Origin of the sequence: Pseudomonas sp. NS1(2017) (genome assembly GCF_002269425.1) — a bacterium.
GTDB lineage: Bacteria > Pseudomonadota > Gammaproteobacteria > Pseudomonadales > Pseudomonadaceae > Aquipseudomonas > Aquipseudomonas reactans.
On record NZ_CP022960.1, the window covers coordinates 1099832 to 1114511 of the forward strand.

The 14680-nt window shown below is 60.7% G+C and carries 14 protein-coding genes and 1 pseudogene; 5 read left to right on the top strand and 10 right to left on the bottom strand.

The genetic code is table 11. The annotated features are described in order from the left end of the window. A pseudogene (locus CI807_RS31560) lies at positions 1 to 491 on the bottom strand (AlgP family protein); the annotation flags it as partial. Between the two features lie 192 nt (positions 492 to 683). Between CI807_RS31560 and CI807_RS05350 the strand changes: the two are divergent. Next, on the top strand, positions 684 to 1361 hold the full coding sequence (locus CI807_RS05350) for an FKBP-type peptidyl-prolyl cis-trans isomerase (protein WP_095013967.1): 678 nt from the start codon (positions 684 to 686) through the stop codon (positions 1359 to 1361). 55 nt (positions 1362 to 1416) lie between these two features. Here CI807_RS05350 and CI807_RS05355 read toward each other — a convergent pair whose 3' ends face one another. The 7 genes from CI807_RS05355 to CI807_RS05380 all read right to left on the bottom strand — a co-directional run bounded on the left by CI807_RS05355 (position 1417) and on the right by CI807_RS05380 (position 7792). Further along, positions 1417 to 1875: an Rsd/AlgQ family anti-sigma factor gene (locus CI807_RS05355; RefSeq protein WP_016975860.1), complete on the bottom strand. Its 459-nt coding sequence runs from the start codon at positions 1873 to 1875 to the stop codon at positions 1417 to 1419. Between the two features lie 209 nt (positions 1876 to 2084). After that, positions 2085 to 2606 carry a disulfide bond formation protein B gene (locus CI807_RS05360; RefSeq protein ID WP_095013968.1) on the bottom strand — a complete coding sequence of 174 codons (522 nt, stop codon included), beginning with the start codon at positions 2604 to 2606 and terminating at the stop codon, positions 2085 to 2087. 226 nt (positions 2607 to 2832) lie between these two features. Continuing rightward, a complete protein-coding gene (locus CI807_RS05365) occupies positions 2833 to 4074 on the bottom strand; it encodes a heme biosynthesis protein HemY (RefSeq protein WP_095013969.1) in 1242 nt (413 codons plus the stop codon). Between the two features lie 5 nt (positions 4075 to 4079). Further along, positions 4080 to 5192 carry a uroporphyrinogen-III C-methyltransferase gene (locus CI807_RS31690; protein WP_256578714.1) on the bottom strand — a complete coding sequence of 371 codons (1113 nt, stop codon included), beginning with the start codon at positions 5190 to 5192 and terminating at the stop codon, positions 4080 to 4082. A gap of 18 nt (positions 5193 to 5210) precedes the next feature. Further along, the gene (locus tag CI807_RS31695) at positions 5211 to 5969 is read right to left on the bottom strand and encodes a uroporphyrinogen-III synthase (RefSeq protein WP_016975864.1); all 759 of its coding nucleotides are present in this window, start codon (positions 5967 to 5969) and stop codon (positions 5211 to 5213) included. Further along, positions 5966 to 6907, bottom strand: a complete 942-nt coding sequence (gene hemC, locus CI807_RS05375) for a hydroxymethylbilane synthase (protein ID WP_095013970.1) — start codon at positions 6905 to 6907, stop codon at positions 5966 to 5968. The genes CI807_RS31695 and hemC overlap by 4 nt, the downstream gene beginning before the upstream one ends. 138 nt (positions 6908 to 7045) lie before the next feature. After that, on the bottom strand, positions 7046 to 7792 hold the full coding sequence (locus CI807_RS05380) for a LytTR family DNA-binding domain-containing protein (RefSeq protein WP_095013971.1): 747 nt from the start codon (positions 7790 to 7792) through the stop codon (positions 7046 to 7048). A gap of 505 nt (positions 7793 to 8297) precedes the next feature. On the opposite strand from CI807_RS05380, the gene argH reads away from it, so the two are divergent. Further along, on the top strand, positions 8298 to 9692 hold the full coding sequence (argH, locus tag CI807_RS05385; RefSeq protein ID WP_095013972.1) for an argininosuccinate lyase: 1395 nt from the start codon (positions 8298 to 8300) through the stop codon (positions 9690 to 9692). Between the two features lie 103 nt (positions 9693 to 9795). Here the strand turns inward: argH and CI807_RS05390 are convergent, their stop codons facing one another. Beyond that, positions 9796 to 10455 carry a glutathione S-transferase family protein gene (locus tag CI807_RS05390; protein ID WP_095013973.1) on the bottom strand — a complete coding sequence of 220 codons (660 nt, stop codon included), beginning with the start codon at positions 10453 to 10455 and terminating at the stop codon, positions 9796 to 9798. Positions 10456 to 10579: 124 nt separating this feature from the next. Between CI807_RS05390 and CI807_RS05395 the strand changes: the two genes are divergently transcribed. From CI807_RS05395 to CI807_RS05405, 3 genes are all read left to right on the top strand, one after another. After that, positions 10580 to 10864: a hypothetical protein gene (locus CI807_RS05395; RefSeq protein WP_016975869.1), complete on the top strand. Its 285-nt coding sequence runs from the start codon at positions 10580 to 10582 to the stop codon at positions 10862 to 10864. Positions 10865 to 10960: 96 nt separating this feature from the next. Continuing rightward, positions 10961 to 11215: a TIGR02647 family protein gene (locus tag CI807_RS05400; protein ID WP_010207442.1), complete on the top strand. Its 255-nt coding sequence runs from the start codon at positions 10961 to 10963 to the stop codon at positions 11213 to 11215. A gap of 168 nt (positions 11216 to 11383) precedes the next feature. Beyond that, the gene (locus CI807_RS05405; protein WP_095013974.1) at positions 11384 to 14224 is read left to right on the top strand and encodes a class I adenylate cyclase; all 2841 of its coding nucleotides are present in this window, start codon (positions 11384 to 11386) and stop codon (positions 14222 to 14224) included. Here the strand turns inward: CI807_RS05405 and rnk are convergent. Then, on the bottom strand, positions 14221 to 14634 hold the full coding sequence (rnk, locus tag CI807_RS05410) for a nucleoside diphosphate kinase regulator (RefSeq protein ID WP_095013975.1): 414 nt from the start codon (positions 14632 to 14634) through the stop codon (positions 14221 to 14223). The two genes, CI807_RS05405 and rnk, sit on opposite strands and share 4 nt — an antisense overlap. Positions 14635 to 14680 lie beyond the last annotated feature (46 nt).

A 14680-nucleotide genomic window follows, 5' to 3' on the forward strand; every position in this document is an offset into this window, starting at 1 on the left:
GGTTTTGCAGCAGCAGTTTTGGCAGCTGGCTTGGCGGCTGGTTTTGCAGCAGCAGTTTTGGCAACTGGCTTGGCAACCGCTTTTGCAGGTGTACGAGCGCCCAGCGCTTTAGCCACAGCTTCCTTCACACGACCAACGCCCTGGGCCAGTTTCAGGCTTTCCTGAGCATCTTTTTTCAGCTGGGAAATGTAGGCGCGTGTTTCAGCTTGGCGATCCTTGAGGGCGTCGAGCAAGTCCTCAAGTTCTTTGACAGCGTCTTTGGCTTTGGCTTGTGCCTTGGCCTTGCCGGCAGTGGCGGCGTCTTGCAGTTTGGTACGGGATTTGTGCAGCTTCTCTTGCGCTTTACCGCGTTGTTTTTCCAGCTTGGCGAGCAGTTTTTCTGCATCGGCCAGAGCTTGGGAACAAGCGCTTTCCAGATGTTCGAGCAAGCTGCCCGAGAGTTGTTGGAGTAAATGCAACGGGGTATTAACAGGCTTCTGTTTGGCCGACATGGTTTACCTCCTGGCTGACGTGGGTGCGGCTCATACTAGCCCTCTGCTCTTACCGCCGCTAGGGCATGTTGACAGTATCGTTTGCCTTGCGTTGCACCGTGTGAAAATTCTTATCGATATAACGAAAATGCGCGGCACTTTTTACCCTTTCACACTGGCATAATCCGTCGCACTTTCGGCGGGAGAATGCCCATGTCGCGTTACCTTTTTCTTGTGCTGGGCTTGGCGGTTTCGGTGGCCAATGCGAGCGATCAATCGCCGGCAAAAAACACTGAGCAGAATCAGCACGACCTCGCCTACAGCCTCGGCGCCAGTCTCGGTGAGCGCCTGCGCCAGGAAGTCCCCGACCTGCAGATCCAGGCGTTGATCGATGGTCTCAAGCAAGCCTATCAAGGCAAACCCCTGGCGCTGGACAACGCGCGCATCGAACAAATTCTTGCCCAGCATGAAGCACAAACCGAAACCGACGTGCAGGCCCCTCAAAGCGAAAAAGCGCTCGCGGCCGAACAACAATTCCTGAGCAAAGAAAAAGCGGTAAAAGGCGTGCGTGAATTGGCGGATGGAATCCTCCTCACCGAACTCACCTCTGGCACGGGTGAAAAACCCAAAGCCAGCGACCAGGTTCAAGTGAAATACGTGGGGCGGTTACCCGATGGCACGGTGTTCGACCAGAGCACACAACCGCAATGGTTTCGTCTGAACAGTGTGATCAGCGGTTGGAGCAGCGCCTTGCAGCAGATGCCCGTGGGAGCGAAATGGCGCCTGGTGATTCCATCAGCCCAGGCCTATGGCGCCGACGGCGCTGGCGAATTGATCCCACCTTACACGCCCCTGGTGTTCGAGATCGAGTTGCTCGGCACCCGTCCTTGAACCCATAAAAAACGGTGCGTCATGCGCACCGTTTTTCGTATATCGCTATCGAGGGTCAAGCCTGGGTAGCAGACTCTTCCTTGTGAGCGTTGTGCAGCACTTCAATCAAGCAGTCTTCCAGCTCGAATCGCTCGTGAAGCAACGCGCCCAACTCTTTGAATTTATCCGCCACGCAGTTACCGGCATCACACAGGTCGGTGAACTCAAGCAGTTTCTCGGTGATGACATCGATGCGCGGGTAAAGGGTCTCAGCCAAATCCAGGCCGCGCTGATCGTCGAAGGCCTCTGCCTCCTTGGTCAGTTGTTCGTAGACACCGAAATGGCCGGCTGACACGTAATCCACCAGCACACCACAGAAATCCTGCAACGGTTCACGGTTCTGCGCCAGTGCCTCGGGCTTGGCGCCGAGCGCATCAAAGGCCCGAACCAGTTCATGACGTGCCTTCAGCCAGCTGTCGATCAGCTTGTGCACCCCACCCCAGCGTTCCTGAGCATTCTGACAACTTTCCAGCATGATGATCTCTCTTCCCTATAGGGGCGCTGCCGCCTGGTGCCCGCGCAACACTTCAAGGATAAAGCAGCAGCCGGACAAGGCCGCATCTGACAAACGGTTTCAATCATACGTGCGGGCCAGATTATGCCCGCATGACTGTGGCTTCAAGGTACGCAGGAGAGAAAGTTCATACAAGTGTTTAATCCCGTCCTACGAACCGCAACTGACCTTCAGCGTCTCGCCGGACGCAGGCGGTGGCTTAAAAGCAGTCGTGAAAACTGCATGGCACCGAGGATCAACATCCCGACGAAGAACAACAGGCTCCATTCCGGCAGGCTCAAATCAAACAGCGTCCAGTTGATCTCCACGCAGTCGACGGTACCTTTGACAGTCAATTGCAGGGCCTGCCAAAACGACAGGTTTTCGATCATATAGTGCAGGCTAGGCCAGCAATTAGCCGCCTGCTCCGGTGCGGCGTTTTGTAGCAGCACCTGACGCACAGCGGTAATGGCGCCGAGTAATGCAAAGGCCATGCTTGCCAACCCGTACAGGTAGGTCACGGAGCGTTTGGGGTTATGGATCACGGCGACCAGATTGTTCAATGTAAAGGCAGCCAGGAACCCCCTTTGCATCTGGCATAGAAAGCAAGGGCGCAAGGAGACACCGAACTCGAGATAAAAGGACGCGCCCAATGTCAGCGCACCGGCCAGGAACGCGAGGAAAAACAAGGGGCGTGAAGGGGCCAAAAACATGCTTTATCCGCACCGCGAAAGATAGGTCGCTACGGTAGAGTAAAGGCCTGACCCCTTTCAATACGTGCAGGAGCAGACAATTCCGCGAGAGGGTAAGGACTTTGCGCCTGAACATGGAAGAGATTGCCCCGCAGGGCGTCGGACTTTGCTCACAAACACGCTACCTGCACGCCAGTCCAGCGTCATCAAGGGTTGGCTACAGGGCTTCTGGGCCAACCCTCGTGCATCAAACCCGGGCCGGGACAGGCAGCGGTGATGCCAGCAAACGGTTATCCAGCAACCCCAGCCCCTCTTGGAACAGCTGGTTACTGCGCTCGGTGTCACCCAGTTGCGCCAACAACCGCGCCAACTCGGCACAGGCCTCGGGATTGCGCTGCACCTGCAGGCTGCTTTCCAGATAGTCCCGCGCTTTGCCCCACAGGCTATTTTGCAGGCACAGGCGGCCCAGCGTCAGCAGCAGGCTGGCGTCACCTGGATGGTCCTTGAGCCAACCTTCGGCAAACTTCAATTGCTTGGCGGGGTCGCTGCCACGCAGCAAGCCGTAGAGCCGAATCAGATGGCTGTCGTAACCGCGCTTGATCGCGCCGCGCAGCGCTTCCTCGGCTTTGGCATCGGCGCCCAGCTGGCGCAGTTGCTCGGCGTAAGCCAGTACCAGTTGCGGCTCCTGGCGCTGGGCGGAAGTGAGTTGCTGCCAGGCGCGCTCAAGGGACTGCAAGCCGGCCTCGCCCTGCTCTTCACGCTGGGCCGCGAGGCTCAGGTTCTCACCCCAAGCGCGACGCTCAAGCTCGGCGAGCTCACTGGCGGGCAGCACTTTATCCTTGCGCAGTTCCGGCAGCAGGCGGATCACAGACGACCAATCGCCCCGCTGCTGATGCAGACGCTGCAGTTGACGCAGGACCTGGGCGTTATGGGGATGGCGTTCGTGCATGGCCTGCAAAGTGGTCAGTGCGCCGTCAGTATCGCCGCGATCCTGTTGCAGTTGCGCATGGCTCAAGGCAACCGCCAACTCGGCCTGGGGCTGACGCTCAAGGGCGCGCTCCAACAAACCATCGGACTCTTCGTAACGTCCCTGTTCATTCGCCGCACGGGCCGCGCCGAGGTAATACAGCAGTGGCTGACGTTCCGCTTCGGCAGCACGGTGCAAGTGGCGCTCGGCACTGGCCCAGCGGCCTTCGGCGAGGTCCATCTGGCCCTGCTCGATGGCAATCTGCACGCGACGACTGCGGTTACGCCGCGACCACGGGTTGACCACGCCACCGGAGGTGGTGACCAGGCTCAGCAGCACACGGATCAGGTAGATCGCCAGGCCGATGGCAAACACCGCTACCAGGGTCGCCCACAAGCTCGACTCGTAATGCAGCACATGAGGGTAGGTAATCAGCACGTAGCCAGTGTGTTTCGAAATGCCCACTGCCAGTGCCAGCGCGATGGCAATCGCCAGCACCAGGATCACATAGAAACGTTTCATCGGCTCTACTCCTGCTTCGCCGGCGTGGCCGCCGCCTTGGCTTCGTCGGCAGACAGATGTCGACGTTCAAGGTACGCCTGCACGGCAGCAAGGCTCGCGGCCAGGTCCGGCGTCACCACCGATACCGCCTTGGGCTCAAGCTCGGCGATACGCGCCAGCATCGCCTTGCTCTGCGGGTTGTCCTGGTTGAAGTTGTCCTGTAACACGCTGCGCGCCTCGCCCAGCGAGCGACTGTAGACCGCCGACTCACCGTTGAGCGCTGCCCATTGCGCCTGCTCCAGTGCCAGGCTCAGGGCCAGGCGCACCTGGTTCAGACCTTGGCCGGCCAGCAGCGGACGGATATTGTCGTCCGGGTTGAAGTCGATGCGGAAGTAACGGGAAATCTGCTCCCACCATTGGCTCCAGCGGCTTTCCGTATCGGTGGTCGGACGCCCCTGGGAAGCAGGTTCGGTCAGCTGATATTCAGGTGCGATAGCCGCCAGTTGCACGACCTGATCACGCAAGGCCGCCAATTGCAGGTACAGCCCGGTGCGGTCCGGCTGCTCGGTGCTGCGCAGCGCGGCAAGGCTCTTGGCCAATTGCTCGCGGGCGGCATAGGAGCCCGGATCGCTTTGCTCGCGAAGAATCTCGTCGGCACCCTGGACCAACGCCTGGGCGCTGTTGATATCTTGAAGGGCAGAAAGGCGCAGGCTCGCCAGGCGGATCAAGTGTTCCGCCTCAGCCAGGCGCCAGTCCTTGCGGCTGGACCCCAGCACAGTTTCCAGACGTTGGTTCAGGCGCTGCTGATCACCCTGCAACTGGGCCACCAGGCGACGGCGCTCCTCCAGCTCATCCGCACCCGGCAACTGCGCCAGCCGCGCGGCCAGTTGTTGCTGGCTTTGCTTGAGGGACTGGGATTGGTCATCGAGGGTCTGCACCTGGCCCAGTTGCTGCTGGCTGCTGGCTTGCAGCGCGCGGACCTGCCAGATCCCCCAACCGCCGGCGGCAACACCGGCAGCGCCGAGCAGCAGGGCGACGATGGCCAGGCCATTGCCACGGCGCGGCGCGGAGACCGGTGACTCAACCGGCGCATCAACTGCGGGTTGGGTTTCATCTTTAGGCAAGGCTGTTTCGCTCACGTATCCGTCCTTTGCGTTTCAGAGAGTGGGAACGGGATAGCTCCGTATCGCCACTAACAAAGCCGCGGCACTCGCACCGCGACAATCCACAACTTTTTCTGCGCCAGCGGCCCGCGCCATCTCTTGGACTCGTGGGCTTGGCACGAACAACGGCAGCTGTGCCACCTGGGGCCAATCGGCTCCGGCCAGGGCTTGCAGGTGTAAAAAACCCTGCCCACTGCTGACCACCAGGCCGTTCAAGCGTTCCAACTGGATGCGTTGCATCAGTGCACCGGCCTCATAGGCCGGCAAGAAACGGCGATACAACTCCAGATAGTCGACACTAGCACCTTGTTCACGCAAACGCTCCGCCAGCAGCTCGCGACCGCCCTCACCGCGCAGGATCAACACCTGGGCATCCGGACGGGCGATAGCCTCGCGCAGCGCGGGCAATTGAAGCAAAGCCTCGCTGTCGTCGCCAGTCGGTGGATACTTAACATTCAGGCCCTGTTCGGCCAATACCTGCGCCGTGGCAGCGCCGACACTGAACCACGTCAACTGCGGCCATGCGCGATCCAGCTGCGCCACGGCAAGGCGCGCCGCAGGCTTGCTGACGACGATCACTGCGCAGTAGCGCCCCAGGTCATGGAAGACGGCTTGCTGCTCAGGTGTTACGGGGAGCGGCTCGATATCCAGCAAAGGCAGGCTGCTGCTGAAAATACCCGCTTCGGACAACGAGGCCGCCAAGGCCATCGACTCCTCGGCAGGCCGCGTCAGCAGCACGCGCCATTCGGTCACTGCGGGCCGGCCTCGCCATAGACCTTCTGCAGGATGGCGCCAGCGCCCTTCTCCAGCAGCTCTTCGGCTACCTGGATACCCAAGGCCGTGGCGTCACGCTGCGGGCCTCGCACCTCGGCGGTCAGCAGCGTGCCGCCTTCCGGGTCGCCCACCAGGCCACGCAGCCACAGGTTTTCACCTTCGAGCACGGCGTAGCAGGCGATAGGCACCTGGCAACCACCGTTGAGGTGCTTGTTAAGGGCTCGTTCGGCGGTGACGCGCACTTCGGTGTCGTGGTGATCAAGGGGCTTGAGCAGGGCGTGGATTTCACTGTCCGCAGTGCGGCACTCGATACCCACGGCGCCCTGGCCACCGGCTGGCAAGCTGTCTTCGACGCTGATGGCCGAGGTGATGCGGTCTTCAAAACCCAGGCGAATCAGGCCGGCCGCTGCGAGGATGATCGCGTCATATTCACCGGCGTCCAGCTTGGCCAGGCGAGTGTTGACGTTGCCGCGCAGAAAGCGGATCTGCAAGTCCGGACGACGGGTCAGCAGTTGGGCCTGGCGACGCAGGCTGGACGTGCCAACAATGCTGCCCAAAGGCAATTCGTCCAGGGAAGCGTAGGTGTTGGAAACGAAGGCATCACGCGGGTCTTCGCGCTCGCAGATGCAAAACAGACCCAGGCCTTCAGGGAAGTCCATAGGTACGTCTTTCATCGAATGCACGGCGATGTCGGCTTCGTTTTCCAACAGCGCGGTTTCCAGTTCCTTGACGAACAGGCCCTTGCCGCCGATCTTCGACAGTGGCGAGTCGAGCAGCTTGTCGCCGCGACTGACCATGGGCACCAGGGACACCACGAGGCCTGGGTGGGCCTGTTCAAGGCGTGCTTTGACGTATTCGGCCTGCCACAAGGCCAGGGCGCTTTTACGGGTGGCGATGCGGATTTCGCGAGAGGACATGGATCAATCCGTACTGAATAGATACGGCAGATAATAACAGCTCAGGCAAATACGCTTTGATTTGAATCAGCAAGTGCGGGGCCTCCCTGGCCGCGTCGCACCGGGATATGAATTGCAGGCCTCGCCACAGCCCTCGGGCTAAAGCTGCTGCATCATCTTGCGCACACCGGCCACATGCCGTCGGCTGACGATCAGCGCGTCGCCATTAAGGCCTTTCAGGAACAACTGAAAGTGCCCCAGCGGCGTGCGCTGCAGGCGTTCGATGCGCTCCCGGGCCACCAGTGCATTGCGGTGGATCCGCACGAAGCGGTCGCCGAATTCATCTTCAAGCGCCTTGAGGGGCTCATCGAGCAGCACTTCGCCGCCCTGGTGGCGCAGGGTTACGTACTTGTGATCGGCGATAAAATAGACCACCTCGCCCAAGGGGATCAGTTCGATGCCTTTGCGGGTGCGTGCGCTGATATGGCTGCGCGGCCCGTTACCACTCTGGGCGGCCGGCTGAGTCAGGGCGGCGAGTTGAACGCGGGTTGGGCGTTCGGCCTTTTTCAACGCCTTGAGCAAGGCTTCGCCAGCCACCGGCTTGGTGAGGAAGCTGACTCCGCTGGCTTCCAGCGTCTGCGCGGCAAACTCATCGCCTGTTGCGCAAAACACCACGGCGGGTGGCGACTCTCGCTCGCTCAGTCGGGCGGCAACTTGCAGGCCATCAAGACCCGGCATACGGATATCGAGCAACACCACATCCGGCTTGAGACTGTCGATCAGCGTCAACGCCTCTTCGCCCGTGGTGGCGCTCGGTTCGAGTACTGCGTAACCCTCGAGATCACTGACCAAACGGCTCAGTCGCTCGCGGGCTTGGGGTTCGTCATCAACGATCAGGACATTCATATTGCGCTGGATTCCTGCGTGAGTCTCGCACAAGGATAGCGTAGACAGGTGCGGTGACTTGCGTCACAGCGATCCACGCTAAGACTAGCGCGAGCGGCAAAAAGTGCCCTGAGAGTGGCACCCATATTTACCCGGACCTGTTCAATAGCGCCCAAGACCTGCTGCCTTCGGGCATCGTCGTAGGGTTTGCTGATACACAATCCGAATACCCCCCTTTTTAAATGGATAGTCTGGGCTCTGACCGCAGCACCCGACTTTGGTGCATTCACACACTATCAGTCCAACTGTAGACGCTCACTGAGACGACATTGCTCAATCGTCAAATATCGTTTCAATAAGTACCTGTACCCAGTCTCGTCCTGGACGCGTTCGGCGGCAAGGCACTTAGCCATCCTTTGCGCAAATAAAAATGCCGACGACCCGCAGCACCGCGTCCACGGGCAACCCTGTTATTATCGCCGGCACACTTCCATGCCTCTTTATTAAGCAGATTACGAGCGAATCCATGAGCACCGACAAGACCAACCAGTCCTGGGGCGGCCGCTTCAGTGAACCCGTCGACGCCTTCGTCGCCCGCTTCACCGCCTCCGTCACCTTCGACCAACGCCTGTACCGCCACGACATCATGGGCTCCATCGCCCACGCGACGATGCTGGCCAAGGTCGGCGTGCTGACCGACGCCGAGCGCGACAGCATCATCGACGGCCTGACCACCATCCGTGGCGAGATCGAAGCCGGCACGTTCGACTGGCACGTCGACCTGGAAGACGTGCACATGAACATCGAGGCCCGCCTCACCGACCGCATCGGTGTGACCGGCAAGAAGCTGCACACTGGCCGCAGCCGGAATGACCAGGTGGCCACCGATATCCGCCTGTGGCTGCGTGACGAAATCGACCTGATCCTGGGCGAGATCACCCGCTTGCAAAAAGGTCTGCTGGAACAGGCCGAGCGCGAGTCGGACACCATCATGCCGGGCTTCACTCACCTGCAGACCGCACAGCCTGTGACCTTCGGCCACCACCTGCTGGCCTGGTTCGAAATGCTCAGCCGCGACTACGAGCGTCTGGTTGATTGCCGCAAGCGTGCCAACCGCATGCCTTTGGGCAGCGCTGCACTGGCCGGCACCACCTACCCGATCGATCGCGAATACACCGCGCAGTTGCTGGGCTTTGACGCCGTGGGCGGCAACTCCCTGGATGGCGTGTCGGACCGTGACTTCGCGATCGAATTCTGCGCCGCCGCGAGCATCGCGATGATGCACCTGTCGCGTTTCTCCGAAGAGCTGGTGCTGTGGACCAGCGCGCAATTCCAGTTCATCGACCTGCCGGACCGTTTCTGTACCGGCAGCTCGATCATGCCGCAAAAGAAAAACCCGGACGTGCCTGAGCTGGTGCGTGGCAAGAGTGGCCGCGTGTTCGGCGCCTTGATGGGCCTGCTGACCCTGATGAAAGGCCAGCCCCTGGCCTACAACAAGGACAACCAGGAAGACAAGGAACCGCTGTTCGACGCCGCCGACACCCTGCGCGACTCGCTGCGCGCGTTTGCCGACATGATCCCGGCGATCAAGCCCAAGCACGCGATCATGCGTGAAGCGGCGTTGCGCGGGTTCTCCACCGCGACCGACCTGGCGGACTACCTCGTACGCCGTGGCCTGCCGTTCCGCGACTGCCACGAAATCGTCGGCCACGCGGTTAAGTACGGCGTGGACACCGGCAAGGACCTGGCGGAAATGAGCCTGGAAGAACTGCGTCAGTTCAGCGACCAAATCGAGCAGGACGTGTTTGCCGTGCTGACCCTGGAAGGCTCGGTGAATGCCCGTAACCACGTGGGCGGGACTGCGCCGGCGCAGGTAAAGGCAGCCGTCGCACGCGGCCAGGCCCTCCTCGCCAGTCGCTGATCCCCTTGTAGGAGCCGGCTTGCCGGCGATGAGGCCCTTGAGATCTCACCTGATCGTGAGGACGTCATCGCCGGCAAGCCGGCTCCTACAGGTTTGATTGTCGCTATTTTTTTGCCGCAATCATCGCCATGAAGGCCGGCATCGCCGCTTCCCTGTCCGCTGCCACCTTCTGGGCATTTGGCATGGCATGCAGCTTGTCCAGCAACGCCTTGGCCTTCGGCATTTCAGCCAGCATATCCAGCCCAAACAGCTTCTCGCCCACCGCGCAGGCGAGGTTCACGCTGTACATGAAATACAAATCGGCAATCGTAAAGCTCTCCCCCGCGACATACGGCGCGAACTTGCCGTGCCTGCCCAACGAACCAAAACCCAACAGCAACTCGGCCTTGGACTTCTCCTTGATCGCCTCCGGCACCGGCATGCCAAAGAAGGCTTCTGCAAAACACGCACGGGCAGGTAACTCGATGTACAACTCGATTTCCCGGCACAGCGCCAGCACCTGAGCACGCTGGAACGGCTCGGCCGGCAGCAGCGCGGGTCCTTCCTGGGTATGCTCGATGTACTCAAGGATCACGCTGGTTTCGTTGATGAAACCCTGTTTCACGCCCAGCACCGGCACCTTGCCCCGCGGGCTCACGGCCAGGGCTTCAGGGGTTTGGCCGGCGTAAAAAGCTACCTCTTTGAAAGGCAGCCCTTTCTCCAGCAGCGCCAGCTTGACCATGTTGTAGTAGTTGCTGACCGAAAATCCGTAAAGCTTGAGCATGTCTGTGCCTCCAGGCCGGGAATGGGGTTGGCTGCACTGTTATAGATCCCGGCGCCCACCCTGACCAGCAGCATCACCCACCTGAATGGGGGTAGACTGGCGCCCTTTCCTTGAGGAGCCTGCCATGAGCGAGCCGACCGATATCGACAACGACGAAGAAGCATTCGCCGAAACCACCCTGATCGAAGCGATCGAGAACCAGATCGAGAGCGAAAACCCACCGGCCGCCAAGGCCACGTTCAACAAGCTGACCCTGGTGGGCTACGAGCGTGAAGAAATCCTGCAACTGATGGCCCACGTGCTCGCGGTCGAGATCGACGCGCTGCTGGAAGAGGACCGCGCCTTCAATACCGAATGGTATGAAACTGCACTGCGTGCCCTGCCGGAATTGCCGCCCGAAAAGCAATAAATCCAACACGCGGCAACACACTGGACAGTTCGGCAAAGTGCGTTCACCTTATGGCCTGCTAGCCTCTAATAAATTCTTAGAAAGTCTGGAGTCCTTATGTCGTATACCCCTGAGTTGGTTGCCGAACTGGAAATCCTTGTACTCTTCCCCCTGGACAGCACCAAAGAAGGTCTGAAAGTCCACCAGACCGCTGCGCCTACTGCCATCGCCGCTGCCAAACGCCTTCACGCGAAAGGACTTATCGACCAGCCGGACGGGGGCTACCTGACCAGCCTTGGCCGGGACGCCGCAGAGCAGGCCCAGACCCTGCTGACTATCTTGACCACTGCCACCACCAAAGAAGCCGCCTGATACCGGATACCGCCCATGGAGTCCGCCCTTTGCGGATTCCGAGGGCGTTGCTGTGCACGTGCAAAAATTCTGACGTCAAAAACCATTTCCCTCTAAACCTCCTACGCTACTGGCTGTAAACTCCTACACGGCCGCCCACGTCGGGCCCTGCGAGCCACCGAGTTCGACATGACCCGCACCCATGAAATCCGCCCCGACCTGGACGAAGGCATCGACCGCAAGGTGCTGGCCCAGTTGCGCGCGCGGTTCATGGCCCTCAATGAAGGCCGTATGGCCCGGGCCATCGAGGGGCTGACGCCGCGCCAGCAAAGCGTGCTGAACCTGTTGCCGCTGTTTTTCCACGTCAACCATCCGCTGCTGCCGGGCTATGTGTCAGGCAGTACGCCGGCGGGTCTGTCGAATTACGAACCGGACGCCCAAGCCCTCACCGAAGCCCAGCGCCTGACACGCTCTTTCTCCTACAAGACACGCCACGGCAACCCGCCGCGACCGATCCACGGCCTGTTCCTGATGGGCAGCCTGGGCACCCTGGCCCAGGCCGACCAGAGCGATATGGATGTGTGGGTGTGTCACGCCGCCGACCTGAGCGAGACTGAGCTGGCCGAACTGCGCAAAAAGTGCCAGTTGCTGGAGGCCTGGGCCCTGACCATGGGCGCCGAGGCGCACTTCTTTCTGATCGAGCCGACACGCTTCGTGCTCGGTGAACGCGACACGCAACTGAGCTCCGACGACTGCGGCACCACCCAGCATTACCTGCTGCTGGATGAGTTCTACCGCACCGCCATCTGGCTGGCCGGACGCACACCGATCTGGTGGCTGGTGCCGGTGTATGAAGAAACCCGTTATGCCGAGTTCACCCACACGCTGATTTCCAAACGCTTTATCCGCGCCGATGAAACCCTCGACCTGGGTCACCTGGCGCGCATTCCCCCAGGCGAATTCATTGGTGCCGGGCTGTGGCAACTGTTCAAGGGCATCGAGTCGCCCTACAAGTCCGTGCTCAAGCTATTGCTGACCGAGGTCTACGCCAGCGAACACCCGAACGTGCACTGCCTGAGCCTGCGCTTCAAGCGTGCGGTGTTCGCCAACCAGATGGACCTGGATGAGTTGGACCCGTACATCGTGGTATACCGCCGCATCGAGGAATATCTCAAGGCCCGCAACGAACCCGAGCGCCTGGAACTGGTGCGGCGCGCGCTGTACCTGAAGGTCAACCGCAAGCTCAGCGCGGGCCAGCGCACCACCAGTTGGCAACGCCTGCTGCTGGAGCGCCTGGCTCATGAATGGGGTTGGGACCAGCGCCAATTGGCGTTGCTCGACAGCCGCAGTCAATGGAAAGTGCGCCAGGTCGCTTCCGAACGCCGCGCCTTGGTGAACGAGCTCAATTACAGTTACCGCTTCCTGACCCAATTTACCCGCACCGAACAAACGGTCAGCCTGATCAACAAGCGCGACCTCAATGTACTGGGCCGGCGCCTGTACGCCGCCTTTGAACGCAAGGCCGGCAAGGTCGAGTTCATCAACCCCGGCATTGCCCCGGACTTGGCCGAAGACACCCTGACCCTGGTGCAATCGCCCAACCGCAAGGAGCCGGGCCAGCACCACTGGGGCCTTTACAACGGTAACCTCACGGCGCTGGAATGGGAGCATTTTGCGCCGATCAAGCGCAGCCGCGACCTACTGGAAATGCTCACTTGGTGCCATCGAAACGGCGTGATCGACAGCAGCACGCGCCTGGCGCTGCACCCCGGCACCAGCGACATGACCGAATTCGAGCTGTTCAACCTGCTGGGAAGCCTGCAACAGACCATCGCCCTGCCCCTGGCCAGCGTGGACGAAGAGCGCCTGCTGCGCTCGGCAGTGCCCGAGGAAGTGTTGCTGCTGATCAACGTCGGCGTCGACCCGCTCAAGCATCACCGCGACCTGAATATCCTCATGACTACCGAGCGCACCGACTCCCTGAGCTATGCCGGTGTGCGCGAAAATCTGGTGCTGACGCTGGACCAGGTCACGCTTAACAGCTGGAACGAGGTGATGGTCAGCCGCTACGACGGCCCCCACGCGCTGCTCGACTGCCTGCGCGACTACCTCAACCAGCTGCCGTCGGACCACCTGCCACGCCTGCGGGTGCGCTGCTTCTGTCACAACCGTGCGCAATTTATTGCCCAGCGCGTGGAGGAAATCTTCGACACCGCGCAGAACCTGCTGCTCGGCCAGGGCAATCACCGCTATTTGCTCCAAGTGCAGCAGCATTATCACGTGATGGAGTTGATGCCGGGTCAGGCCAATCATGTATCGCTGGCGACCCAGGATGCGCTGATCGCCTACCTCAGCGAAGAATTGGCCAGCTACAGCCCGTTGCACCTGGATGCCATGGCCCTGGAAGACCACGACCTGGCGTTGCTGCTGCCGATGGGCATGGCCGATTGCGTGCAGGTGTTCTACCGGGCCAACGAAGGCTTCGCCGAGCTGTATGTGCTGGATGAATTCAACGCGCTCTGGCAACAGCGCCTGCCGTTTCACGATGAACAGAGCCTGTTGGCGCCGTTGCAGCGCTTCTTGCAGTCGATCATTTATCGCCGGGACGCGCTGTCGCCGCTGGACCCGCAAGAGCCGCTGGGCGCGGTGCAGGTCTTGTATTACCAGCTATTGCCCTCTGGCAACGGCCGCGCGCGCGGCATCGAACCTCGACCCGCACCGCTGAACCCGGCGAACAAACCGTTTTACGACGTGCAGGCGATTATCGGCAAGGCCGCGCCGGGCCAGGTGGGCATTACCTTGTACTGCAATCAGCGGGAGTTTTCCGAACTGGAATTTGGCGACCAACTGTTTGCAGTGGTCGCCCAGGAAATCGTCGGGCAACGCCGGGAGATCGAGCGTTACCGCTGCTACATCACCGACCTGGACCTGTCCGGCCTGCTCGGCGATGTGCAAAGCCCGAGCAACCTGTACCTGCGTTACAAGGCCGAGCTGGAGCTGTCGCTCAACGTGGCGCTGAGTCAGATTTAGAGAGGGAAGGCGCCGCCGTCTTTAGGTTGTCCTTCAACATTGAGCAGTTCCAGCTTGAGGGTCTTGCCGCCCGGTGCCGGCCAATCGATGTGCTGGCCAACCTGCAAACCGAGCAACGCGCTGCCCACCGGCGCCAGGATCGAGATCTTGCCTTCGTCCGCATTGGCGTCTTTCGGGTAGACCAGCGTCAGATGGTAGTCCTTGCCGCTGCTTTGCTCACGGCAATGCACGCTGGAGTTCATGGTCACGACACCCGCAGGCACTTCATCGTGGCCAACCACGTCTTCGGCGCGGTCGAGTTCGGCTTGCAACGCTTCGACGCCGGGAGATTCGTCGCCCAAGCGGTCGATCAGTTGCTCCAGACGCTGCACGTCAAGACGGGTGAGGATGATGGACGGTGCGGTGGTCATGATTCAGGCAGACTCCTTTTTTCTGCACAAAAAAGCAAAACCCCGC